We start from the raw sequence: 24,108 nt of genomic DNA on the forward strand, positions 1-24,108 counted from the left end.
CTGGGGGATGCCTTACGCGAACGATGCGTCGACGAGGCTCGGCTCGAGCCGGCCGCCGCGGAAGGTGCTGCCGGTGCGGATCGAGGTCACGATCGCCTCCGCCGGCGAGAACAGCGCGCCGTCGATCTTGTAGAAGTCGCCGTTCACGCGGGAAAAGATCTCGGCGAAGGGCGCGCCATGGTCGCTCGACGTCGTCGACGGAAGCTGCTCGGCGAGCTGGCGCGCATCGGCATCCTCGGCATCCACGAAGAGCTGCACTCGGCCGCCATAGATGATGGCGTCGTTCGTACGACCCATCGCCTTCACGAAGTCGGGGTGCTGCGGCGAGAGCGGCGCAGAGCCGATCCCATCGACGATGGCATGCAGGTCGAAGCCGACCGTGTGCGCCTTGTGGAGTGCCACTTCGAGCACGCGGGCGACGACCTGGGTCGCGCCGGCGAGGCTCTGGGTCGGAGCGTAGACGAATGTGAGCTGTTCGGCCCGCAGCCCGGTGGCCTCGGCGACCTTCGCCACCACCGATGCCGGCGGGGCGCTGCCCGATTCGAGGACGAGCACGGTGCTGCCGGCGGAGTCGCGGTAGTTCAACTCCTTGTAGAGCTCCTCGACCACGGCGACGGCGCGTCCCGGACCGGAGCCCAGTGCGAAGAAGCCGGAATCGCCCGTCTCGTCGGCGAGGCTCCAGCCGGCATACTGGCTGCCGAGGCAGGCCAGAACCGGATCGGCCGAGTGGACGACGACCGAGTACGGCCAGGAGGCGATCGGCCCGGTCGGAGCGATGGTCACCGTGCCGAGGCCGCCCATGCAGATCTCAGCCAGACGGCGCCCGGCCTCGATCGAGCCGCGTACCTGCGAGCCGGCATCGACCATGCGGGCTCCGCTCTCGCGGGAGACGGCGAGCCGCAGGACGTCCGCGTCAGCGACCAGACGGTCGACCAGCGGCGCTGCCAGCGCGTTGATGCTCGGCGGCTTGATATCGGTAGCCATGGGTGTCCTCTCTCCCATCGAGCAGGGCGGCGATGGCGCCGGCCCTGTCCCGCAATGATTGTCGGACGGCCTCGGAATCCGGGCCGCTTGCCGTGACCGTGCAGAAGGGTGCGTCCCGCGCCACGAGGGAGCCCCCCCGCGGTCGATCGCGCGTGAAATCGGGCCATTCGAGCGGTGGCACGGAGGCGTAACGGTGGGCCGCGTAACAGATTTCCGAACCGGCCGCATCAACCGGTGATGGGTCGAGCGCCGGCAGGTTCCCGAGACTAGCCTCGACCTGCTGCACGAGAAGTGGCGTCCGACGCCGATCGAGCAGATCGAGCGTGGCGCCGGCCCGCGGATTGATCTCCAGGAGCCACCATGCGTCGCCGTCGACCAGCAGATCCGCGCTGGCGAGGCCGCGCAGCGCGGTCGCCTTGGCGAGACGCCCAACGGCCGCCGCGATCTCGGCGACGAGCGGCACGGAGAGGGCTGCGGGCTCGCCGCTGCCGCGTGCGACGGCACCTGCATAGCGGTAGGGACGGACCGCGCTCGGATGGCTCCACTGCTCGGTGACCGCGAGCGCCGCAATGTCGCGCCCGTCGGCCAAGAAGTTCAGGGCGTGGGCGCGGCCGGGGACGCGCTGCTGGAAATAGTGATCAGGCGGCGCATGACCGGCGGTCGCCGCGCGGATGTGGCTGCCGCCGGAACCTCCGGCCCGCTTCAGGAGCCAGGCGCGCCGGTCCGCAACCGGTTCGACCGAGATGCGCGGATGCGGGATCGAGAGACGTTCGCATAGACTGGCGAACAGGAGCGGGTCCTTGAGCGCGGCCACGGTGCCGGGACCGGCGCCGATCAGGCGATGGCGGGCGGCGATGCGGGCCATCAGTGCCGGTGCGTCCTCGAAGCCACTGCCGAGGATCACGCCGAGTACCCGATTGCCGGCGCGCGCCGTCAGATCGTCGAGCCCCGCAAGAACCGACTCTGCGCCGCTGCGGGCCATGCCGAAGCGGCCGGACAGCGTGCGATGCCCGTCGGCGAGTTCCAGGGTGTCCTCGTCACCGAACAGGTCGAGCACGTAGGGCCGCAACCCGGCTCGCCGGGCGGCCTGGGCCAGCGCCCGCCCCGACTGGGCTGCGATCAGGACCGCGTCGCGCATCGGGCTCGAAGGGGTCAGCCCGCCACCTCGACGGCGAGCTTGTAAGCGTCGCGGAAGTCGAGGCAGAGCGGCTCTTCTGCCGCCAGCATGCGCTGGAACAGGCGAGACTGCGTCTGGTATTTCACGTTTCCGACGGCCAGCGCACCGATGCCGACGCCCTTGCCGGTGGGCAACGCCACATCCTTGGCGTTCACGTCGATCCCGGCGATGCCGGCGGGCGGGACCGCGTTGACGTCCGAGGCGACCAGCAGCTTCGGCGCGGATTCGAGATCGGTCGCCGAGAGGATCGGGATGCCGGCAGGGCCGGCGGAGAGGATCACGTCGGCGTCCGTAATCGCCTTGCGCCGATCCTCCGGAGTGGTGCCGTCGACGGCGCCGACCTCGATGCCGAAGCGCCACTTCATGGTGAAGGCGATCTTCGAAACGCGCTCCTCGCCGTCATGGCCGACGAGCACGGTCTTGGCACCCTCAAGCGCTCCGATCACCGCCGCGACGTAGGCGACGACGCCGGCGCCGCCGAAGATCACGATGCGCTTGCCCTTGAGATCGGTACCGAACTTCGCCTTCAGCGCGCGGGATACCTCCGCGACCATGGCGGCGCCCGTGGTGAAGGAGCCGGCCGGGTCGGCGAAGATGTGGTTGGCGAAAGGCGGTACGAACGCCTTCTTGGCCCGGTCCACCATGTCGAGAGCGTCCTCGGCATTCTTGCCGCCGATGAAGATGCCGGTGCGCACGCCATCCTGCGGGGCACGCGAGAAGATCGAATCCTGAGTGATCGAGACGACGTCGGCGAGGTTCACCTCGGCATAGGTGACGATGGTCTCGAAGCCGGCATCCACTGCCATGTTGACGTCGAACGGGCTCATGTACTTGAGCGGCGTCAGCATGTGGAGGATCGAGCGGGCCATGATGCAGTGTCCTCTTGTCCCGGGCACGTCTGTCATTCGGCAACGACGTCCCGTGCAAAGCCGATGGGGCTCGCGTCGGTCAAGCTCAGGTTTCTTGAACGGGCGAGAAGAAAAACTCTAGATCTCGGCGATCGACGCGCCGTCGTTTCGGCCCTTGGCGATGACGAAGCGCAAACGACCCGGCCGCTCCAAAGATGCGACCAGCGCCTGCGCGTCCCGCTCCGATCGCATGAGTGCGAAGCCCGTCGGCCCCCAGGAGCTCTGGCCGTAGCCGGAGATGCCTTGTGCCGCCACGCTTCGTAGGACCTCGGCAACTGCGGCGCTGGCATAGCGCCCGCCCTGGTGGGGCGCGAAATAATCGCCGATCCGATCCTGGATCGTCGTGATGCCCCGCCCGAACGTGTCGAGGTCGGCCGTGGCGATGGCCGGGAGCACCTGCATCAGGGTGATGCGGCAGATCTCCGCGGCGCGCGATTCCTCGAAGGGAGGGAGATCGCGAAAGGCCTCCGTCTCGCGATGGCCGTGCACGCCGGTCGCGCCCTCGTCGAGGATCAGCACCACGCGCCACGCCTCGGGCCATGGCAGCCGCGAGATCACCGGCGGCGGCGCGCCGCTTGCGTCGCGACCGCCATCGACGATGAGACCGCCCTCGGTGAAGGCGGCGAGCCCGACGCCGGAGCGGTTGCCACGTTCGAGCACGTCGGCGAAATCGAGCAGGTCGACGGAGAGGCCATTGAGCCGGGCGAGCGCGGCCGCCACCGCGAGCGCTAGCTGCGTTCCCGAACCGAATCCGGCATGGGCCGGGATCGACTCCTCGACCTCGATGGCGACGGCATCGGACACGTCGAGATGGGCCGCCGCCGCGAGTAGGTAGGTGCGAATGCGCTCGGCCTCGGCCCCCTTGGCGGAGGCTCGCGCAGCGGCGCTTGCCTTGATCTGAAGCGCGGGGCTGTCGATGGCCAGCCCGATGCTTCCGAAGCGCCGGCCGAGGCCGCCATGCATGTCGAGGAAGCCGAAATGAAGTCTGGCCGGGGCGCGCACGCGCACCGCGGCGCTGCGGCCGATAGCCGGGATGCCGTCCTCGGGTCTCCTTACGGAACCCGTCGTGGTTGCGCCCATCCTGTCAGCGGACTCGGCCACGACGACACCCTCTCCTGTCCCGAGTGGCCCGCGCCTCTCGCGCGGGTCGAACTCGCCGGCTTGTCCCACGAGGAGCCTTCGGGAACAACAGGCGTGCTCGGCCAAGATCGGACTTGTGGACCGGTGCGCCCGAGAGGCTCAGGCCTCTGAAAACTCCAGTCTTGTCAAGTCCTCGCGACGTGCCGATCCCTCGGGCCATGCTTGCGAAATCTCCCCGGCAGGGCTTGCCGGGCACGGGTCGCCGATGCAAAACCCGCATCGCCTGCCTCGTGCAGAAGCAAACGTTTCGGAACGCTCCTTCCCTCGTCGGGAATGGGCGGCCGGCTTCGATCCGAAGTGGTCGCGGCTGAAGGCTCGGACGGGGAGGACGATGGCAGCCTGGGTCAAAGGAAACGCGGCCGATACGGACGCGGCGGTGGATGCCGCTGCAACCTTACTCGCAACCGCACGCACGCCCGTCTTCGCCGGCCTGAGCGCCGAGTTGGCCGCGGTCCGCGCCGCCTATCGCCTCGCCGACCGCATCGGCGCTTCGCTCGACCCGGCCGCCGGCGACAGCCTCTATGCCGAGCTCGGGTCGATCAGCGCCTCGGGCGCCCTCACCACCACGGCGCCCGAAGCGCTGGGCCGCGCCGACACCGTTCTCGTGATCGGTAAACGCCCCTGGGACGGCGATCTGGTCGCGGAGCTAGCGAAAACCAAGCCGGTGCGTGGTCGTGCGGCTGGCGCGGATCGCTCGGTGCTCTCGCTCGGCGGCTCGGCGAATGGCAGCAGCCGTCATGTCGCCTATGGGGTCGGCAATGCGAGCCTCGATGTCGCCATCGGTCATCTGCGCGCCTTCGTCCGCGGAAACTATGCCGGGGAGGAAGCGTTCGGCGACCTCGCCAAGCGCCTTCTGGCCGCGAAGTTCGGCGTCGTGATCTATGATGCCGGCGAGATCGGCGAGGCCGGCACGGACATGCTCCTCGGCCTCCTCAAGGATCTCGCTGAGACCACCCGCGTCTTCGCCCTGCCGTTAGCCGATCCGTTCCAGGGCCGCGCGGTGACCCAACTCGCAGCCTGGACCACGGGCCAAGCTCCCCGTGTCGGCTTCGGCCGGCACTTGCCCGAACACGACCCATGGCGCTTCGATAGCGCCCGTCAGGTTGCTGCGGGCGAGGTGGACGCTGCGCTCTGGCTCGCCTCTCTTCCCTCGCCGCGGCCGGACTGGCTCGGCAGCCTGCCCGCCATCGCGATCGTCGGCGAGGGCAGCGCGGATGCGCGTCCCGAGACGGCCGAGATTGTCATTACGGTCGGCGTGCCCGGCAGCTCCGCCGGTGGGGCCGTCTGGAATGAGCGCCGCGGCGTGATCGGCTATGTCGAGGCGACGGGCAAAGCCGTCGCCGACACGGCTGCGAGCGTCATCGCCGGCATCGCCAAGAAGGTCGAAGAGAAAGGCGCCTCATGCTGATTCGCATCCAGGGCGGCCGGGTCGTCGATCCGACCGACGGGCGCGATGCCGTCGGCGACGTCTGGATCGAGAACGGCAAGATCGTCGCGCCGTCCGAGCGCACGCCTGACCGCACCGTGGATGCCACGGGCTGCGTGGTCATGGCGGGCGGCGTCGAGGTCCATTCGCACATCGCCGGCGGCAACGTGGTGATGAGCCGCCTGCTGCTGCCGGACCTCTACGTCAGCGAGTCCGCGCCGAACGGCCATCCCTTCGCCCATGCCGGCGGCTCGGGATCCTGGGTTGGCGCAAACTACGCCAAGATGGGCTACACCACCGCCGTCGAGCCGGCCCTGCCGCCCTCGAACGCGCTCGCCACCCATCTCGAACTCGCAGACATCCCGCTGCTCGACCGCGGCGCGCTCGCCGTGCTCGGCAACGACGACCACCTCCTGCAGATCCTGCGCGATGGCGAAGGTAAGAACGCGGTGCGCGATCTCGTCGCCCATACGCTGTCCCATGCCCGCGGCCTCGGCGTGAAGTGCATCAATGCCGGTGGCGCCTCGGCCTTCAAGGACGGCGTGCTGAAGCTGAGCCTCGATGACGAGATCCCGGTCTATGGGCTCTCGACGCGGAAGATCATGACGGCGCTTCTCGACGCGGTCGAGGAAATCGGCGTGCCGCATCCGCTGCACGTCCACTGCAACAATCTCGGCCTGCCTGGAGCGGACGATTCCTTCGTCTCGACGCTGGACGCGGCCGAGGGCCGACGCATCCACTTCGCCCACGCCCAGTTCTACGCCTATGGCGCGGTCGACAAGGAGAACCCGCTAACTGGCGGCTTCCGTTCCGCGGCTGAGCGCATCACCGAGGCAATGGAGGCGCACCCGAACGCGACCTTCGACGTCGGCCAGGTCGTGTTCGGCCAGACGGTGACGATCTCGCTCGACGTTCTGCGCCAGTTCGCGGGCCGCAAGGGCGCGAACCCGAAGAAGTGGGCGCTCAGCGCCGGCGATGCCGAGGGCGGCGGCGTGGTGCCGTTCCTCTACAAGCCACGCGGCGGCGTTTCTTCGCTGCAATGGGCGATCGGCCTGGAGCTGATGCTCCTGTCGAAGGACCCCGAGCGCACCATCCTCACCACCGACCACCCGAATGGTGGCGTCTTCACCGAATATCCGCGCATCATCCACCTGCTGATGAGCCGCGAGGAGCGCGAGAAGGAGATCGCGACGCTGCCGGCCGTGGTCGGCGAGCGGTCGAGCCTGCCGACGATCGAGCGCGAATACACGCTCAGCGAGATCGCCCAGCTCACCCGCTCGGGTCCGGCCAAGCTCCTCGGCCTGACCGATCGCGGCCATCTGCGCGTCGGCGCCAAGGCGGACGTGGCGGTCTATCGCGACAGCCCGGACCGCACGGCGATGTTCTCACGCGCCAAGCTGGTGCTGAAGGATGGCGAGACCATCGTCGAGGACGGCGAGATCACGACGTGGCGCTTCGGCCGCACGCTGGAACTCGACGTCGAGGCGGATGCCGCCATCGTCAAGCGCAGTGAGACCTATCTGCAGGACCGCTACGGCCAGGGGCTCGACAGCTTCGCCGTGCCCGACGCGGCCTTCTCCGAGACCGAGAACTTCGAGGACGTCGCATGCCGGGCGTGATGCGTGACCGAACCGGGGCGGGCGACTGATGGCTGATTTCACCCTCAACGGCATCCGCGTCGTCGACACCTTCGCCGAGGCCTTCGACGTCGCCGGCACGGCGATCATCGTGACCAACGACACCCCTAAATGGGCGATGATCGCGGCCACCGTGATGACCGGGTTCGCCACCTCGGTGATTGGCTGCGGCGCCGAGGCCGGCATCGATGCCGAGCTCTCGCCGGAAGAGACGCCGGACGGCCGCCCGGGCGTGCGCATCCTGCTATTCGGCTTCGAGCCCAACGGGCTGAAGGACCAGCTCCTGAAGCGCGTCGGCCAGTGCATCCTGACCTGCCCCGGGACGGCCTGCTACGCCGGTGTCGAAGGCCCCACGAAGATCAAGCTCGGTGGCGCGATCCGCTATTTCGGCGACGGTTTCGCCGTGGCCAAGCGCCTGCCGGATGCTCAGGGCAAGCTGCGCCGCTACTGGCGCGTTCCGGTGATGGATGGCGAGTTCCTCTGCGAAGACTCGGTCCGCGCGGTCGACGGCGCCGTCGGCGGTGGCAACCTGCTCTTCCTCGGCCGGGTCCATTCCGAGACGCTGAAGGTTGCCGAGATCGCGGTCGAGGCGGCGAAATCGGTGCCCGGGGCGATCCTTCCCTTCCCCGGTGGCATCGTCCGCTCCGGCTCAAAAGTAGGTGGCCGCACCAAGGGCATGATGGCCTCCACTAACGATGCCTATTGTCCGACGCTGAAAGGTCGTGCCGGCTCCGAGCTGCCGCCCGAATGCGGAGTGGTGCTCGAGATCGTCATCGACGCCCTGACCTCCAAGGCGGTGGCCGAGTCGATGCGCCGGGGGCTGCACGCCGCGACCCAAGCGGGCGAGGCGCATGGCCTGATCGCAGTGACGGCCGGCAATTACGGCGGCAACCTCGGGCGCCACCACTACCATCTCAAGGACCTGCTCGGAGAGGCGCCGATCGCATGAGCACCCTCACCCTGCGCTCCGAGCCGGTCGAGCGAATCGACCTGCTGAACATCACGCCGAAGGCGCTGAGCAGCCTCTCGCATGCGGATGCCGCCAAGCTTCCCGTCGGTACGAGCCGACGTGGGCTTACGCTTGGTGATATCTTCGCGATCAAGCTCGACGGCTCCAATAGCCTGACCATCGAGGGTGGCTCCGCGCGGCTCGACCGCGTCGGTGCGGCCCTGTCCGAAGGCTCGATCCGTGTCGAGGGCAATGTCGGGCAGCGGCTCGGCGAGGGCATGGCCGGCGGCAGCCTTATGGTCACTGGTTCGGCGGGGCCATTTGCCGGGACCGGCGCTACCGGTGGCATCATCACCATCGAAGGCGATGCCGGCGACCATGCTGGCGGCGCGGTCTACGCCGCCAAGGCCGGGCTCGATGGCGCGACGCTGATCATCAATGGCAGCGCCGGCGACAAGCTCGGTGACCGCATGCGGCGCGGCATCATCCTCGTTCAAAAGGCGGGTGCCCGCGTGGGGCAACGCATGATCGCAGGGACCATCGTGGCCGGAGTGGTGGGCGACGAGCCGGGCTACGGCATGCGCCGCGGCACCATCGTCGCAGGAAGTCACGGCACGCTGCTGCCGACCTTCGCCGAAACCGGCACCCCCGACCTCGTTTTCCTGCGCCTGCTCGCCCGTTCGATCGGGACCCTTGGGGCCAAGAACCTCGATCTCTTGAAGGGGCCGATGCGGCGTTACTCGGGTGATCTCGCCACGATCGGCAAGGGCGAGCTGTTCACGCCGGCCGGATAAGATTGCCCGACCCGGCCTGCACAATATCTCTTGCCGGCTTTCCGGATCGTCCCAGTTGATGGCGTTGGGCCCTGTGAGCCCGAGCTCCGGACGCGAGGCCTGCAAACGATGTTCCTGCTGTTGTCCGTCTGCCTCCTCGCCGAGCCGGCGAAGTGCCACGAGGAACGGATCAACCTGTCATTGGGCAACCAGAACCCGGCGATCTGCTTGAGGAACTCGCAGGCGACGCTTGCCCAATGGGCCGGTGAGCACCCGGACCTGACCATCAAGTCGTGGCGCTGCGTCAGCAAAGCCAAGCTTCAGAACGACTTGTGATGGGGGCGCCGAGGCGCCGGCGCTTGGCCCCACGGCACGGTGGTGACACTGTCGTGCTCACGGCCAAGGGCCGACAGGGTCGGAGACGATGCGTTCGCTCAAAGTTCGGTTCGCGCTGTTGCTGCTCGGGACGGCGCTGCTCGTCATGCTGGCCGCGGCGAGCGTGTTGTGGTCGACGACTCTGTCCGAGCGCACGATCGACCGGGTGCTCGCCGCCCAGCATCGCCTCGAATTGCTGGCCGAGCTGTCCGGCCGCCTGACCCAATATGGCCTCGCCGCGGTCGAGACCCTCGGAAACCCCGACACGCCTCCCGAGGCGCTCTCGATCACCCGAGAGGCGGTGGACAAGGCTCTGAATACGGTCGAAGCCGCTATCGGCGGTGGCCTGGCCGCAAGTGAGGATCGGGTCGAGCAGATCCAGTACATGGCGCGGACGCGACCGCTGATGAAGCTTCGCTCCGCCCGCGTCATCCTCGACCGGCAAGTCTATCAGATCCAACGCGAAATCGACCCCGACAAGCGCAAGGATTCGATCCAGGGCGCCCTGAACGCCTTCGGCGCGATGACCGGGCAGCCGCTTTCCCTGCTGATCGAATCCGAGCGACGCGCCATGACGGCCGGCTCGGATGAAGCCCGCACCGTGTCGCAGCGGATGCGGACTCTGTCGCTCATCGGTCTCGCCATCGCTCTGGGCCTCGTCCTGGTGCTCTATCGGAGTGTGACGCGGCCGACCCTGGCGCGCATCGAGGCTGTGCGGTTGGCGGCGGGTGCCGTCGGCAGCGGTGCCCTCGACACGCGACTCTCTGTGGCGACGCGTGACGAACTCGGCCTGCTCGTCGCGAACTTCAACCGGATGGCGGCGCGGCTCGGGCGCCGCGAGCGCCACGTCGCGGCGGACCGCGCTGCACTCGAGGATACGATTGAGGCGCGTACGGCGGATCTGCGCGCTGCGAACGAGCGGCTCGAGATGGTCGACCGCTCCCGGCGCCGCTTCTTCGCCGATGTCAGCCACGAGCTTCGCACGCCTCTCACCGTGATCCTCGGCGAATGCGATCTCGCCAGTCGGTCGGCCGGCCGCACGGTCGATTACGGACCCGTCTTCGCGACGATCCGCAAGCGGGCGCAGGGCTTGAAGCGCCGGGTCGAGGATCTGCTGCGCGTCGCGCGCTCGGAGTCCGGCCAGATCGAGTTGGACCGTCGCCCGGTGAGCGCACTCGCCGTGCTGACCGCTGCCGTCGAAGGCGCAGCGAGCGAGGCAGCGAAACGCCGTGTGGCACTGAGCCTGGAGCCGGGAGAGCGCGACGTTGAGCTGCGGGCCGATCCCGAATGGCTGCGCCAAGTGGTGGAGAGTCTGACCGACAATGCGCTTCGCCATGCTACCGGCCTGACACGGATCGTGATCGCACTCGCCGAAAGTCGCAACGCCGGAGGCGTTCAAGCGCGGATCACCGTTACCGATGACGGCCCGGGCTTTCCCGAGCAGGGCGAGGACTTGTTCGAGCGGTTCCGGCGCGACGCGCATTCGGGAGAGCCGGGATTCGGCATAGGCTTAGCTCTAGCGCGCTGGGTGATAGAGCGGCATGATGGCATCATAAGCCTGGGCGCCGGCGTTGACGGATGCGGGGCGCGCGTGACGATCGAGTTGCCGGCCGCCGATATGGCCGCGGCTGACCACGGTCGCGAACGGGTGAGGACGGGAGTGGCATGACGCGCGTTTTGATCGTCGAGGACGACAGTGACATCCGCGGCATGCTCGCCCGGGGCCTCGAAGCCGAGGGCTTCTCCGTCGGCATGGCCGAGCGCGTCGACGATGCGCTGAGCGCGGCGCGCGACGATTCCCCCGAGGCCGTGGTCCTCGACATCACCCTGCCCGACGGCTCTGGCCACGACGTCTGCCGGTCCCTGCGTGAGGGCGGCTATCCCGGTGCGATCCTGTTTCTCAGCGCCCGCGACGAGATCCGTGACCGGGCCGAGGGGCTGGCGCTCGGCGCGGACGATTACATCGTCAAGCCGTTCGTCTTCGACGAGCTGCTTGCTCGCCTGCAGACGCATCTGCTGCGCCGGCGCGAGGCCGATTCGCCGCGAACCATCGTGACGGCGGGTCGTCTCGTGCTCGATCTCAATGTTCGCCAGGTCTCTTTTGGGGATGCGTCGGCACGCCTCACCCCCCGTGAGGCCGAGCTGCTCGCCCTGTTGATGGAAGAGGTCAATAAGCCGATCGCGCGCGGCACGATCTTCGACAAGCTCTGGGCGACCCAGGGCGGTCTCTCGCTGAATGTGGTCGATGTCTACGTGGGTTACCTGCGCAGCAAGCTGTCCGATTTCGTGCGCTTCGGCGGCCCGATCATCACGACCGTGCGCGGCAAAGGATTCATGCTCGACCTGCGCGGCCAAGACTTCCGTCATTAACGTTCGGCAATCCAGCTCACGGTATTTTGGGTAAATCCGGCAATTTGGCTCTTGCGGCGCCGGGTGGAATTGGCGATATAGCTCTCGCGCAAGAAATCTTAGCGCCGTCAGTGTCTTAGCATTCTCTTATAGAGCCATGCGGATGCTGCTGACGTTCTAGAAATATTGGAGAGATGCCATGAAGTGGGCCGCCCCCGTCGTTTCCGAGATCTGCGTCGGCATGGAAGTCACGAGCTACGAGTCGGCTGAGATCGACACCTTCAACTAAGGTGTAGCGCCGGCCGGGGATCGCAGGCAGCGGGTTCATCCATGCATGTCGTGATCCTCGGCTCGGCTGCCGGCGGCGGTGTTCCTCAGTGGAACTGCCGCTGCTCCATCTGCTCAATGGCTTGGGCAGGTGACCCCCGCGTAAAGTCCCGCACGCAGTCGAGCATCGCAGTCTCTCCGGACGGAGAACGCTGGCTCCTCGTGAATGCTTCCCCCGATATCCGGCAGCAGATTCAGGCCAACAGCGCGATGTTTCCGCGCGAGGGTCTGCGTCACTCGCCGATTCACTCGGTTCTGCTCACCAACGGCGATGTCGATCACGTCGCTGGCTTGCTGACCCTTCGCGAAGGTCAGACGTTCACGCTTTACGGAACGTCTGACATTCTCGGGTCCGTCACCGACAATCGCGTCTTCGACGTGATGGCTGCCAATGTCGTGACGCGGCAGCCGATCGCCGTGAATCAAGCTTTCGAGCCCGTGCCCGGCCTGACCGTTACACTGTTCTCCGTGCCCGGAAAGGTGCCGCTCTGGCTGGAGGACGCCAACATGAAAATCGGCGCCGAGACCGAGACTACGGTCGGCGCCATGATCGAGGCTGGTGGTAAGCGGCTTGCCTACATCCCCGGCTGCGCCCGCGTCACCGATGGCCTGAAACAGCGTATCGCGGGAGTCGACGCCCTGTTGTTCGACGGGACGGTGCTGGAAGACGACGACATGATCCGCGCTGGCGTCGGGACCAAGACCGGCTGGCGCATGGGCCATATTCAGATGAACGGCGAGACCGGCTCGATCGCCTCGCTGGCCGATGTCGATATCGGGCGCCGTGTCTTCGTCCATATCAACAACACGAACCCCGTTCTGGTCGAAGACTCGGCCGAACGGGCGAGCGTGGAAGAGCGCGGCTGGACCGTCGCCCATGACGGCCTGAGCCTCGCGCTCTAAGAGCTTTCTCAGGACGATAGCGTAGCCATTCTGCGCTATAAGATGAGCTGGCGCAACGACTTGAGCCTCATCGCAAGCGGTTCGCCAGCCGCCGCGAGAAGCTGGAAATTGCGTTCGAGAACAATATATTTTGCACGATACAATTGAGCCCACCGGATTGATGCTTTGGCATCGTGGTCGGCTCATCTAAGAATCGCTCCAGGAAACGCACGAGACGGACGCGCTGACGCCATGACCGCCCCCTTCCCGACTCCCGTTGCCGACCAGCGTCTCCTGACCCCCGAGGAACTGGAGGCAGCGCTCCGTGACATCGGCGCGCGCCGCTACCACAACCTGCACCCGTTCCACCGCTTGCTGCACGACGGCAAGCTGAACAAGGATCAGGTCCGCGCTTGGGCGCTGAACCGCTATTACTACCAGGCGATGATCCCGGTGAAGGACGCCGCGGTGCTTGCCCGGATGCACGATGCTGAGCTGCGCCGCGTCTGGCGCCAGCGTATCGTCGACCATGACGGCGATGCTCCCGGCGATGGTGGCATCGAGCGTTGGCTGAAGCTCGCCGAAGGCGTCGGCTTCCGCCGCGACTACGTGCTGTCCACCGACGGAATCCTCTCGGCCACGAAGTTCTCGGTCGAGGCCTATGTCCACTTCGTGAAGGAGAAGTCGCTGCTCGAAGCGATCGCCTCGTCGCTAACCGAGATGTTTTCGCCGACCATCATCTCCGAGCGCGTCTCGGGCATGCTCAAGAACTACGACTTCATCACCAAGGACACGCTCGCCTATTTCGAGAAGCGCCTCACCCAGGCGCCGCGTGATGCCGATTTCGCCCTCGATTACGTGAAACAGCACGCCACCACGCCGGAGCTGCAGCGCCAAGCGATGGCCGCGCTGACATTTAAGTGCAACGTGCTCTGGACGCAACTCGATGCCCTGTACTTCGCCTATGTCGCCCCCGGGATGGTGCCGCCGGATGCTTGGCAGCCTGGCGAGGGTCTCGTCGAGGCGACGTCCGCGGCAGCGGAGGGCAAACGCGGCCCTTTCGTCGGGACTGACGTACCTCGCCTCCCCCGCGGTGTGCGTCTGCGCTTCGACGATGTCCGCGGGAAGCACGTGCTGCTCGCGCCAGAGCGTACCTTCGATCTCGACGACAACGCCGTCGCCGTCCTGAAGCTGGTCGATGGCAAGCGCTCGGTCGGCGATATCGCGGGCGAGCTTGCAGCCATCTACGCCGCCGACCGTTCCGTCATTGAGGCCGACATCGGCGTGATGCTGGCCGATCTCGCACAGAAGAGGGTCCTGGAGCGATGAACGCACCGACACCCGCACCCGCCCCCGCCGAGGTCATCCCGGCGCCGGTGGGTCTGCTCGCCGAGCTAACCCATCGATGCCCCCTGCGCTGCCCCTATTGCTCCAATCCGATGGAGCTGGACCGGCGCTCGGCCGAACTCGATACACAGACTTGGTTGCGGGTGCTGACCGAGGCCTCGAAGCTCGGCGTTCTCCACGTCCACCTCTCCGGCGGCGAACCAACGGCGCGCCAGGACATCGTCGAGATCACGGCCAAATGCGCCGAACTCGGCCTCTACTCGAACCTGATCACCTCCGGCGTCGGTGGCGCGCTCCAAAAACTCGATGCGCTCTACGATGCCGGCCTCGACCATGTGCAGCTCTCGGTGCAGGGCGTCGACGCGGCGAACGCGGAAAAGATCGGCGGCCTCAAGAATGCGCAGCCGCAGAAGATGCAGTTCGCCGCCCGCGTCACCGAGCTCGGCCTGCCGCTGACCCTCAATTCGGTGATCCATCGCGGCAACATCCACGAGGTGCCCGGCTTCATCGATCTCGCGGTGAAGCTCGGCGCCAAGCGGCTTGAGGTCGCCCACACCCAGTATTACGGCTGGGCTTATGTGAACCGCGCCTCGCTGATGCCGAACAAGGCCCAGGTCGACGAGTCGATCCGCATCGTCGAGCGGGCTCGCGAGCAGCTCAAGGGCGAACTCGTCATCGACCTCGTGGTGCCGGACTATTACGCAAAGTACCCCAAGGCCTGCGCCGGCGGCTGGGGGCGCAAGCTCATGAACGTCACACCGCAGGGCAAGGTGCTACCCTGCCATGCGGCCGAGACGATCCCAGACCTCGAGTTCTGGTACGTCACGGACCACTCCCTCGGCGAGATCTGGACCCAGTCCCCGGCCTTCAATGCCTATCGCGGCACATCCTGGATGAAGGAGCCTTGCCGCTCCTGTGACCGGCGCGAGAAGGATTGGGGTGGCTGCCGCTGTCAGGCCCTTGCACTGGCCGGCGATGCTGCAGCGACCGATCCGGCCTGCTCGCTCTCGCCGCTCCACGGAAAGATGCGAGATCTTGCCACAGAGGAGGCCGCAGAGAACCCGCCGGACTACATCTACCGGACGATCGGGAGTAATGTGCAATCTCCTCTGAAGGAAAAGGCACCTCTTTGAAAACGAACGCCTTCGCCGCTGCCCTTATGCTGGCTGTGCTTCCCACTCTTGCGGGGGCCGCATCGGGGGACAGTCCAACGCCAAAGCCGGCCGCGGCCCAGGCGACGCCGGACGCTTCGGACGTGCTGTTCGAACAGCCGCAGATGAAGAACACGCAGCCGGGCACGACGCTGCGTTACGTCTATCTGCGGCGCAGTGGCATCACAAAGGGTCCCTACGGGCCGCCGATCGACGACGAAATCAAGCTGAAGATCGAGCCGGGTAAGAGCGCGGATGGCCGCGACATCCAGGTTCAGATGTTCTCGGGCGCCAACCGCGCGCCTGCCGGTCCCTTCGACGACATGCCGGGCAATCCGATCCTGCCGCTGTTCCTTGAGAACCATCTGAAGGGTCTTGCAGGCTTGCTGGAGGCGAACCCGCGCTACATCAAGAACGCAATCCGGGTCGGGCTGCGCAACAAGGCGACCGTCACTGCCACCAAGATCGATTTCAAGGGTAAGCAGGTGGACGGCTGGCGCATCGTGACCAAACCGTTCGAGGGTGACCCGCAGACCGCAAAGATGCGCGGATTTGACGGTCTCACCTACACCTTCGTTACCTCGCCGGAGGTTCCGGGCGAGATCGTCTCGATCGAGGCGCAGGCCAAGAAGCCGGATGGCGGCGAATTGCTCGAAGAGAGGCTGAGCTATGATCAGAACGCTGGCTAAGAGCGGCGCGCTCGTCGTCTGCCTCGCCGCACTGGCGGGGCCGGCTTCGTCTGAGGGCCTCGAGAACGACTATCCGACGGATGCGCGCGTCGATTACGTCTTCGGCTGCATGGCGGCCAACGGGCAGACCCGCGAGTCGATGGAGAAGTGCTCCTGCTCCGTCGACCAGCTCGCTGCGATCCTGCCCTACGACAAGTACGTCTCGGCTAGCACCATCCTCTCGATGCGCCAGGGTGCAGGCGGCCAGCGTCAGATGGCGTTCAAGTCCACCAAGATCTACGACGACAAGGTCGCCGATCTGCGCCGCGCCCAGGCCGAGGCGGAAATTCGTTGCTATCGCGGCGGGGCGTGAGCCTCGTCGATACGACGGTCCGGAACAGCCATTGCAGGAACGGCAAGGGCCGGGCACATGGCCGGGCCTGACCCTTCAGCCGGAGCCATCGTGTCCCCTGCCCTGCCTGCCGAGCGACGAAGCCTGCGCGACCTGTTGCCCGGTCTGGGCCAGCGATGCCTCGTCATGGGCATCCTCAACGTAACCCCGGACTCCTTCTCGGATGGCGGCCGCTTCGAGCGACCGGAGGTCGCGCTGGCGCAAGCCGGGGCCTTGGCCGCCGAGGGTGCGGCGCTCGTCGATATCGGGGGAGAGTCGACGCGGCCAGGCCATGTGCCGGTCTCGGCAGAGGAAGAGCAGAGCCGCGTCGTGCCGGTGATTGCGGCTTTGGCCGGTCGGCTCTCCGTTCCGATCTCCATCGACACCTACAAGGCCTCGACGGCAGAGGCCGCGCTGGCGGCGGGCGCTGCCATCGTCAACGACGTCTGGGGCTTGCAGCGCGAGCCCGACATCGCCCGCGTCGCGGCCAAACACGGCGCGCCGGTCATCGCGATGCATAACCGCGAGACCATCGATCCGGGCATCGACATCATTTCCGACATGCTGGCCTTCTTCGATCGCTCGCTCTCCATCGCCAGGCGCGCCGGCATCCCCGACGATTCGATCGCGCTCGATCCGGGTATCGGCTTCGGCAAATCTTGGGAGCAGCATCTCGAGGCTCTGCGTCGTCTGCCGGAAATCAAGGCGCTGGGCTTCCCGCTCCTCGTCGGCGTCTCGCGCAAATCCTTGCTCGGGCGCCTGCACGACAAGGAGACCGATCCGCAAGACCGGCTGTTCGGTTCGATCGCCGCGCACGTGCTGGCCGGGACGCTCGGCGCAGACATCCTGCGCGCGCACGACGTGCGGCCGCATGTCGAAGCTCTGCGCGTGGTCGACGCGGTCATGCGACCGGGGAACGGCCGTGGCTGATCGCATCCTCGTTCACCGCATCGCGGTCTTTGCCTATCACGGGCTGCTGGCCGAGGAAGAGCGGCTCGGACAGCGCTTCTTCATCTCGCTCGATTGCGGGCTGGACTTGGCGGCAGCAGGCGCTTCCGACGACGTCGCACAGACCGTGAGTTATGCCGACTTGACCGCGATCGCCGTCGAGATCGCCACCAAGCGCCGCTTCGCGCTGATCGAGGCGTTGGCGGAAGCGATTGCGGCCGAGATCCTCGCGCGTTTCCCGGTGATCGGGCGCGTGAGTGTGCGCGTGGATAAGCCGAGCGCGCCGGTCCCTGCCATCATCGACGGGGTCAGCGTCGAGATCACCCGAGTCCGGGCTGGAGCTGCGCGATGACACGCGCCTATCTCGGGCTCGGCAGCAATGTCGGCGACAAGGCGGCGATGCTCGCCGAGGCGGTCGATCGGCTTGCCGAGACGCCGGGCATCCGGCTGCTCGCCCGCTCACGCGACTACCGCACGCCGCCCTGGGGCGATACCGATCAGGACTGGTTCCTGAACGCGGCGATCGGGGTGGAAACGGAGCTGTCGCCGCATGATCTGCTCGAAGCAGGCCTCGCCATCGAGGCGTCGCTCGGGCGCGTGCGCGAGCGACGCTGGGGTCCACGGCTGATCGACATCGACGTGCTGTTCTACGAGGGTGCGGAAGTCAGCGACGAGCGCCTGATCCTACCCCACCGCTTCGTGCGAGAGCGTGCCTTCGTGCTGGTGCCACTCGAAGAAATCGCGCCCGATCTCGTCATCGGCGGCGAGACGGTGAGCGAGGCCTTGGCCAAGCTCGACCGGACGGGCATCACGCCCTTGGCGTAGGGCCGTCATCGTGAGCTCGGCGAAGCGACCCGAAGTCTTGCCACGCGATGCCGTCGCGGCGGCTCCGGATCGTGTCACTGCGTTCGCAATGGCGCCCTCGGCTACTGCGCCGACGATTGCAGAAGCTTGTTCTCTTCCTCGTCGAGCAACGGCACCTGGAACTCGCGCAGCACCTTCTCGATGTCGGCCTTTCGCTTGCGCAGAGCCGTGTTGAGCGTGCGCTTCCAGTCGTTCTCGTTCAGGCGCACGCCCATCGAGACGCGGAACGCCATGGGTGGCCGATCGGGCTCCTTCAGGAGCGGCACGACGTCCATCTCGACGCCGCTCTGCTTTGCGAGCCAGCCGCCGGACGGTCCCCACAGCAATGCGACGTCGAGCTTCTTCGAGGCGACGTCCGCGATAACCTCGGCCGCTACGGTCTGGAACTTGCGGTCCGCACCGAAAGCGTAGGCTGCGTAGGAGTGGGCCTGCGCCGTCAGCCCTAGGGCGCCGATCCGGTCGGCGGGCGGGGTGCCTGCGATCATGCCGATCTGCTTGTCCTTCAACCTCGGGTCGTCCAGCGAGGTGATGCCGGACAACTCGCCGTGACGGGAGATCAGAGCGTAGGACGAGCGGTAGTAGGGATTGGTCGGCTGGATGATGTCGCCGCCGGACGTGCCGATGATGACGTCGCACAATCCAGTACCGAGCGTGTTGCGGACGAAGCCAGGCCCTTGCGTCAACCAGTAGTAACGCAGCTTGACCTTGAGTTCGTCGGCGATGATCTCGGCGATCTTGTTCTCGAAGCCATCGCCCTTCTTCTCGGAGAACGGCATGTTGCCGGGATCCGAGCAGACGCGAAGGGTATCGGTGGTGACGAGATCGGGTAGGTGCTGCGCAGACGCGGTGCGCGCCCCTGCCGTGACCAGCAGGAGCGCGCCGAGCGCAGCGTGAAGCGATGCGCGGGTGATCATCAGCCGCCCAGGCAATCCTTCTCGGTCGTCTTGGCGGAGTCGGGCTTGTCCTCGTGCTCGCCCGGCCGAGCGCGGGGCCAAGCGCCAGCGGCGCGCGCACGCAGGTAGACGTAGAGATCGTCCGCGTAGCACATGACGTTCTTGTTGTCGGCGAAGGCCGGCATGACCTTCTGGTCGGACGAGTTCACGTCCTGCTTGCCGCCGGCGAGGATGCCCATGAACTCGCTGTAGGACAGGTGCTTCAGCGAGTCCTTGAGAGCGGGAGCGTAGGTCGAGCCCATCGCATCAGGGCCGTGGCAGACGTGGCACTCGGCGTGATAGCGGCGGTAGCCGGAATACAGGAACCAATCGACCTTCTTGCCGTCATTGACGATGTGGAAGGTCGGGTCGCCGTCCTTGTCCTTGTACTTGCCATCTTCGACCTTCACGGCCGCGCTGGCAGCGAGAACCTTGTCGTCGAGCTCCTTGACGTTGGGATCGAGCTTGTTTGCCATTGCCGCGTCTTCCGCACGGACGGCCACAGTCGAGAGCATTCCAAGTGCAACGGCGGCCAGAGCCGTCCGCAGCGCAGGCTTATTCGTATAACGCAACGGGTTTCTCCCAGTTTGTTTATTGCGCTGCAACATAAGAAGCCGCGCCAATTTTGAACGTAAGGACATAATCATAAAGATGCCGGCGCGGAAACCCGCGCCGGCACCAGTCAGTCACGCTAAAAGTGCGACTTAGTTGTTCGGCAGAGAGAACGCCGTCAGCTGACCACCGAGGTTGGTGTAGCTCGACAGAGCGGCGTAGCCACCGACGGCACCGAGACCAGCGTTCGGGTCGGTCAGGCCGGCCGCGAGGCCGATGCCGGCCCAGCCACCGACGCCCGACAGGACGGCGATGAACTGCTTGCCCTTGTGCTCGTAGGTCATCACGTTGCCGATGATGCCCGACGGGGTCTTGAACTTGTAGAGTTCCTTACCCGTCTTGGCGTCGACAGCCTTCAGGTAGCCCTCGAGGGTACCGTAGAAGACCACGTCGCCGGCAGTGGCAAGCGCGCCGCCCCAGGCCGAGAACTGCTCGGGGTTCGACCACTTGATCTTACCGACCTTGCCGTCCCAAGCGATGAAGTTACCCATGCCGCCATGGCTGTTCGGCGCGGGGTACATCGACAGGGTGGCGCCAACGTACGGCTGACCCGGGGTGTACGAGACCTTGAAGGGCTCGTAGTCCATGCAGACGTGGTTGGTCGGCACGTAGAACAGCTCGGTCTTCGGCGAGTAAGCCGCAGGCTGCTGATCCTTGGAGCCGAGAGCCGCCGGGCAGATGCCCTTCGAGTTCACGTCCTCGCCGTTCTGCTCGGTCGAGTACTTGGCGACGACGGCCGGACGGCCGGTCTTCATGTCCACGCCCGTGGTCCAGTTCACGGCCGGGTCGTACTTCTGGGCGACGAGGAGCTCGCCGGTGGCGCGATCGAGCGTGTAGCCGAGGCCGTTACGGTCGAAGTGCGTCAGGAGCGGGCGCTCCTTGCCGTCGATCTTCTGATCCGTGAGGATCATCTCGTTGATGCCGTCGAAGTCCCATTCGTCGTGCGGGGTCATCTGGTAGACCCACTTCGCCTTACCCGTGTCGGGGTTACGAGCGAAGATGGTCATCGACCACTTGTTGTCGCCCGGACGCTGCTTGGGGTTCCAGGTCGAGGGGTTGCCCGAGCCGTAGTAGAACAGGTCGAGCTTCGGATCGTAGGAGTACCAGCCCCAGGTGCAACCGCCGCCGGTCTTCCACTGGTCGCCTTCCCAGGTCTTGATCGAGGAGTCCTTGCCGATGGGCTTGCCCATGTCGGTGGTCTTCTCGGGGTCGACGAGCAGCTGGTCGTCGGTGCCGACCGAGTACGCGCGCCAGGCCTTCTTGCCGTCCTTCAGGTTGTAAGCGGTGACGTGGCACTGCACGCCGAACTCACCACCCGAGATACCGACGATGACCTTGTCCTTCACCGGGAGAACGGTGGCGGTGTTGGTCTCGCCCTTGGCCGGGTCGCCGTTCTTCACGGACCAGTTCACCTTGCCGGTCTTCGCATCGAGCGAGACGAGCGTGGTGTCTGCCTGATGCAGCAGGATGGCGCCGTCGGCATAGGCCAGACCACGGTTGACCGTGTCACAGCACATCACCGGGATGACGCTCGGATCCTGCTTCGGCTCGTACTTCCAAACGATCTTCGAGCCCTGGTCGAGGTCCAGAGCGTAGACGATGTTCGGGAAGGGGGTGTGGACGTACATCATGTTGCCGACCACGAGCGGCGAGCCCTCGTGACCGCGCAGCACGCCGGTCGAGAAGGTCCAGGCAACCTGGAGGTTCTTCACGTTGCTGGCGTTGATCTGGTCGAGCTTGGAATAACGCGTATTGGCATAGTCGACCGTCTGGAGCACCTGCTCCGCCGGGTTGGCGATGCCCTTCAGAACGCTTTCGTTGGCGAGCACTGGCGTTGCCGCCGCGATGCCCGCACCGAGTGCGAGGAGATGTACCGCTCTCATGGATTCCTCCGACAAGCCTTATTGCCTCGATCGTCGACGTAATGTCGCGAAGGTAGGTCGGCCTGTTGTTTGCGACAGGGATCGAGTTTCGCCTCGGCAGCTCGCGACAAACCCTTCAACGCACAGCGTAAAAGCACCTGTCGGGCTAGGGCCGCCATCCCTGGGCGGACCCCTCTGGTTCCGAAGCTTGAACGAACTCTAAGAAAAAAACCGACGCCGTCAACTCGCTTCAGCAAGCTGCGACAAAGACACGGTCAAGTCGCTGCAAATGATCTACTAACGGTCAAGCTGCCGGTGCTCTGCACAATTATTATGTTGCAGCGCACTGTAACGAATTACCATAGAAAAGCCGATTGAAGCGATTTGTCGTGTCGCATGCGACTTACGCATGCTCGGTCTTGAGAGCGATGCTTCCCATGCACTGGCAACGAGACAATCACGGCTTCAAGGAATACCGCGGGATTTTGTATGCCAAATTATCCCGTGCACTGCATCAGCGCGGGGTTCGCGCGTGAGCCAGCGGTGGCCAGTCCGAAGGTCGTTTGAACGCCAGCAGGGCCGCTGCGCTTTCTCGCCGCAGCGTCATCTCAGTGGTTTTCACTGAGCGGTCCGCGGTGCGTTCTGCACCGCAGAGTCCTTCTTAGAGAACCTAGCGTCTCTGGCGGACGTCGAAATCTCGTTGATTCTCCGGGTCCCGCTCTTCGCCTCACCAAGCCAGCGGCTGGCCCGTGTAATCAGGATAGGCGATCCCCCTCCTGCCGATCTGCCCCTCGATGACCTCGATCATGCCAGCGACGCTCGTCGGGATGTCGATGTCGGCGTCAGCCCCTCCCATATCGGTGCGCACCCAGCCAGGATGCAGGAGCAGCACGCCGAAGGGCCGCCCTCGGTGGCGCGCCTCGAAGCTGCGCGCATAGGTATTGAGTGCGGCCTTGCTCGCCCGATACGTCTCGGATCCGCCGTTCTCGTTCAGCGTGACGCTGCCGAGGATCGAGCTCATGAAGGCAATGGTTCCGCCCGGAGTGACCCGGTCGGCGAAAGCTTCGGCGAAGCGGATGGGGCTGACGGCGTTCGTCACATAGACCTGGGCGGCGACGTCGCGCGGGACGTGGTGCAACGGGTCCGCGATCGCGGTCGCTACACCAGCCACCACGAACACCAGGTCGAAGCTCCGCGCGCCGAGCCGCCCGCGGAGGGCGCCGACCGCATCATCGTCGTCGATGTCGACCGTCTCGATCGCAAGCGCCTCGGTCGCAAGCGCCGCGAGTTGCGGCGAGCGCTTTCGCTCGGTCGCGGTGACGCGCCACCCGCGCCCCAGCAAAGCCTCTACGAGCCCGAGACCGAGGCCGCGCGAGGCTCCGACAATCAAGGCAATGGGTGGTTCGGTCATGGTCGATCTCCCGCGCGGCCGTGCTCGAGCGTATAGCCGCCGAACGGGACTTGGGAGGGAGTGTGGTTCGGGAGAAGCCCTCGGATCCTCCTTGCCCCCGTCGGCGCATTCCGTTCAGTCGCCCGTCTGCACCGACCAAGTGGCGTGCCGGATGCCCGGCTGCTTCGCGAGCTCGGCCACCACTGCGTCGAGTTCCTTGGAATCGACGGCAGTCGCGGTCAGCGTGGCGACCACCTCGACGGCTTCCTCGCCGCGTTCCTCCACCTCGACGCCGCTCACCGGATAGGACGCTTCCTCCAGCCGCTCGACCAGGATGTCGCGTGCCGGGCCTGCAGCCTCGGCGTCCGTCGTCACCAGCACCTCGTAGGTTCCCTCGGTCGAACTTTCGTCGATCGGGATACGATCGATGAGGTTCACGAGTGGCCGCAGCAGCGTGTTGCCGGCCAGGACTGCGGCAGTGACGAAGCAAGCTTCCAGCGGCAGATCGGCTCCTGCGAACGCACCGACCGCGGCCGAGCACCAGAGGGTAGCGGCCGTGTTGAGGCCGCGCACGTTCATGCCCTCTTTCATAATGACGCCGGCACCGAGGAAGCCGATGCCGGAGATCACGTAGGCAACCGTTCGCGTCGCGCCATCGCCGCCGGTGAGCCGCATGCCGAGATCGACGAAGGCGGCCGCGCCGACGGAAACGAGCACTGCCGTGCGCAGACCTGCCGTCCGCTGCCGATACTGGCGTTCGGCGCCGATCAGCGTGCCGAGGCCGAAGGCGACGACGAGGCTGATCGCAGAGTTGAGAGCTTCGGGCGTGGGATAGGCGAAGGGACCGGGCATTGGGCTCTGCTTGGCCTAGCGATGTGACGGTTCGGTGAAGGCGGCGTCGCAGGCTTCCTCCCTCGGGCAAATTGACCGAGTCGGCGCCGGAACGGGTCAGCGGGATTGACGCCTAGCCCGGGCAGCGGGCACATCCGCTGCATGTGGCCCTCATAAGAAGCCAC

25 protein-coding genes are annotated in these 24,108 nt (G+C 66.2%); 16 read left to right on the forward strand and 9 right to left on the reverse strand.

The features are described 5' to 3' along the window. Positions 1-12 precede the first annotated feature (12 nt). From mch to HCU64_RS07400, 4 genes are all read right to left on the reverse strand, one after another. Complete coding sequence (gene mch / locus HCU64_RS07385) at positions 13-984, reverse strand: methenyltetrahydromethanopterin cyclohydrolase (RefSeq protein WP_233383187.1); 972 nt, start codon at positions 982-984, stop codon at positions 13-15. Next, positions 914-2,122, reverse strand: a complete 1,209-nt coding sequence (locus HCU64_RS07390; RefSeq protein ID WP_233383188.1) for an ATP-grasp domain-containing protein — start codon at positions 2,120-2,122, stop codon at positions 914-916. The genes mch and HCU64_RS07390 overlap by 71 nt, the downstream gene beginning before the upstream one ends. 14 nt (positions 2,123-2,136) lie before the next feature. Continuing rightward, the gene (locus tag HCU64_RS07395) at positions 2,137-3,030 is read right to left on the reverse strand and encodes an NAD(P)-dependent methylenetetrahydromethanopterin dehydrogenase (RefSeq protein WP_233383189.1); all 894 of its coding nucleotides are present in this window, start codon (positions 3,028-3,030) and stop codon (positions 2,137-2,139) included. Positions 3,031-3,147: 117 nt separating this feature from the next. After that, complete coding sequence (locus HCU64_RS07400; protein WP_233383190.1) at positions 3,148-4,170, reverse strand: beta-ribofuranosylaminobenzene 5'-phosphate synthase family protein; 1,023 nt, start codon at positions 4,168-4,170, stop codon at positions 3,148-3,150. A gap of 370 nt (positions 4,171-4,540) precedes the next feature. Here HCU64_RS07400 and HCU64_RS07405 point away from each other — a divergent pair, with 370 nt between their 5' ends. The 16 genes from HCU64_RS07405 (at position 4,541) to folK (ending at position 18,257) form a co-directional block, all read left to right on the forward strand. Further along, entirely contained in the window at positions 4,541-5,617 is a 1,077-nt protein-coding gene (locus HCU64_RS07405) for a formyltransferase (RefSeq protein WP_233383191.1), read from the forward strand. Next, positions 5,611-7,254, forward strand: coding sequence for a formylmethanofuran dehydrogenase subunit A (locus HCU64_RS07410; protein ID WP_233383192.1), 1,644 nt, complete (start codon positions 5,611-5,613; stop codon positions 7,252-7,254). The genes HCU64_RS07405 and HCU64_RS07410 overlap by 7 nt, the downstream gene beginning before the upstream one ends. A gap of 28 nt (positions 7,255-7,282) precedes the next feature. Beyond that, positions 7,283-8,221 (forward strand): formylmethanofuran--tetrahydromethanopterin N-formyltransferase, encoded by a 939-nt coding sequence (gene fhcD, locus HCU64_RS07415; protein ID WP_233383193.1) that lies wholly within the window; start codon positions 7,283-7,285, stop codon positions 8,219-8,221. Then, positions 8,218-9,015, forward strand: coding sequence for a formylmethanofuran dehydrogenase subunit C (locus HCU64_RS07420; RefSeq protein ID WP_233383194.1), 798 nt, complete (start codon positions 8,218-8,220; stop codon positions 9,013-9,015). The genes fhcD and HCU64_RS07420 overlap by 4 nt, the downstream gene beginning before the upstream one ends. Before the next feature lie 108 nt (positions 9,016-9,123). After that, the gene (locus HCU64_RS07425) at positions 9,124-9,330 is read left to right on the forward strand and encodes a hypothetical protein (RefSeq protein WP_233383195.1); all 207 of its coding nucleotides are present in this window, start codon (positions 9,124-9,126) and stop codon (positions 9,328-9,330) included. Between the two features lie 88 nt (positions 9,331-9,418). Then, complete coding sequence (locus tag HCU64_RS07430) at positions 9,419-11,038, forward strand: sensor histidine kinase (protein ID WP_233383196.1); 1,620 nt, start codon at positions 9,419-9,421, stop codon at positions 11,036-11,038. Further along, positions 11,035-11,739 (forward strand): response regulator transcription factor, encoded by a 705-nt coding sequence (locus HCU64_RS07435; RefSeq protein ID WP_233383197.1) that lies wholly within the window; start codon positions 11,035-11,037, stop codon positions 11,737-11,739. The genes HCU64_RS07430 and HCU64_RS07435 overlap by 4 nt, the downstream gene beginning before the upstream one ends. Positions 11,740-11,917: 178 nt before the next feature. Further along, a complete protein-coding gene (gene pqqA / locus HCU64_RS07440) occupies positions 11,918-12,007 on the forward strand; it encodes a pyrroloquinoline quinone precursor peptide PqqA (RefSeq protein ID WP_007564431.1) in 90 nt (29 codons plus the stop codon). Between the two features lie 41 nt (positions 12,008-12,048). Beyond that, positions 12,049-12,948, forward strand: a complete 900-nt coding sequence (gene pqqB / locus HCU64_RS07445; RefSeq protein WP_233383198.1) for a pyrroloquinoline quinone biosynthesis protein PqqB — start codon at positions 12,049-12,051, stop codon at positions 12,946-12,948. Between the two features lie 231 nt (positions 12,949-13,179). Continuing rightward, a complete protein-coding gene (pqqC, locus tag HCU64_RS07450; protein ID WP_233383199.1) occupies positions 13,180-14,256 on the forward strand; it encodes a pyrroloquinoline-quinone synthase PqqC in 1,077 nt (358 codons plus the stop codon). Next, a complete protein-coding gene (gene pqqE, locus HCU64_RS07455) occupies positions 14,253-15,407 on the forward strand; it encodes a pyrroloquinoline quinone biosynthesis protein PqqE (protein ID WP_233383200.1) in 1,155 nt (384 codons plus the stop codon). The genes pqqC and pqqE overlap by 4 nt, the downstream gene beginning before the upstream one ends. A gap of 26 nt (positions 15,408-15,433) precedes the next feature. Then, a complete protein-coding gene (locus tag HCU64_RS07460) occupies positions 15,434-16,114 on the forward strand; it encodes a hypothetical protein (protein WP_442785937.1) in 681 nt (226 codons plus the stop codon). After that, complete coding sequence (locus HCU64_RS07465; RefSeq protein WP_233383202.1) at positions 16,095-16,466, forward strand: hypothetical protein; 372 nt, start codon at positions 16,095-16,097, stop codon at positions 16,464-16,466. The genes HCU64_RS07460 and HCU64_RS07465 overlap by 20 nt, the downstream gene beginning before the upstream one ends. Before the next feature lie 165 nt (positions 16,467-16,631). Beyond that, positions 16,632-17,414 (forward strand): dihydropteroate synthase, encoded by a 783-nt coding sequence (gene folP / locus HCU64_RS07470; RefSeq protein ID WP_233383657.1) that lies wholly within the window; start codon positions 16,632-16,634, stop codon positions 17,412-17,414. Further along, entirely contained in the window at positions 17,407-17,784 is a 378-nt protein-coding gene (gene folB, locus HCU64_RS07475; RefSeq protein WP_233383203.1) for a dihydroneopterin aldolase, read from the forward strand. The genes folP and folB overlap by 8 nt, the downstream gene beginning before the upstream one ends. Beyond that, positions 17,781-18,257 (forward strand): 2-amino-4-hydroxy-6-hydroxymethyldihydropteridine diphosphokinase, encoded by a 477-nt coding sequence (gene folK, locus HCU64_RS07480; protein WP_233383204.1) that lies wholly within the window; start codon positions 17,781-17,783, stop codon positions 18,255-18,257. The genes folB and folK overlap by 4 nt, the downstream gene beginning before the upstream one ends. Before the next feature lie 101 nt (positions 18,258-18,358). Here folK and xoxJ read toward each other — a convergent pair whose 3' ends face one another. The 5 genes from xoxJ to HCU64_RS07505 form a co-directional block, all read right to left on the reverse strand. Then, positions 18,359-19,210, reverse strand: coding sequence for a rare earth element methanol dehydrogenase accessory protein XoxJ (gene xoxJ, locus HCU64_RS07485; RefSeq protein WP_233383205.1), 852 nt, complete (start codon positions 19,208-19,210; stop codon positions 18,359-18,361). Continuing rightward, complete coding sequence (locus tag HCU64_RS07490; protein ID WP_233383658.1) at positions 19,210-19,743, reverse strand: c-type cytochrome, methanol metabolism-related; 534 nt, start codon at positions 19,741-19,743, stop codon at positions 19,210-19,212. Before HCU64_RS07490 ends, xoxJ begins: the two co-directional genes overlap by 1 nt. 189 nt (positions 19,744-19,932) lie before the next feature. Then, the gene (gene xoxF1, locus HCU64_RS07495; RefSeq protein ID WP_233383206.1) at positions 19,933-21,723 is read right to left on the reverse strand and encodes a lanthanide-dependent methanol dehydrogenase XoxF1; all 1,791 of its coding nucleotides are present in this window, start codon (positions 21,721-21,723) and stop codon (positions 19,933-19,935) included. 706 nt (positions 21,724-22,429) lie between these two features. Further along, positions 22,430-23,113 (reverse strand): SDR family NAD(P)-dependent oxidoreductase, encoded by a 684-nt coding sequence (locus HCU64_RS07500; protein ID WP_233383207.1) that lies wholly within the window; start codon positions 23,111-23,113, stop codon positions 22,430-22,432. A 114-nt stretch (positions 23,114-23,227) separates the two neighbouring features. Further along, positions 23,228-23,944, reverse strand: coding sequence for an MgtC/SapB family protein (locus tag HCU64_RS07505; protein WP_233383208.1), 717 nt, complete (start codon positions 23,942-23,944; stop codon positions 23,228-23,230). Positions 23,945-24,108 lie beyond the last annotated feature (164 nt).

It is taken from the genome of Methylobacterium sp. C25 (assembly GCF_021352225.1).
In the GTDB taxonomy this organism is placed as follows: Bacteria; Pseudomonadota; Alphaproteobacteria; order Rhizobiales; family Beijerinckiaceae; genus Methylobacterium.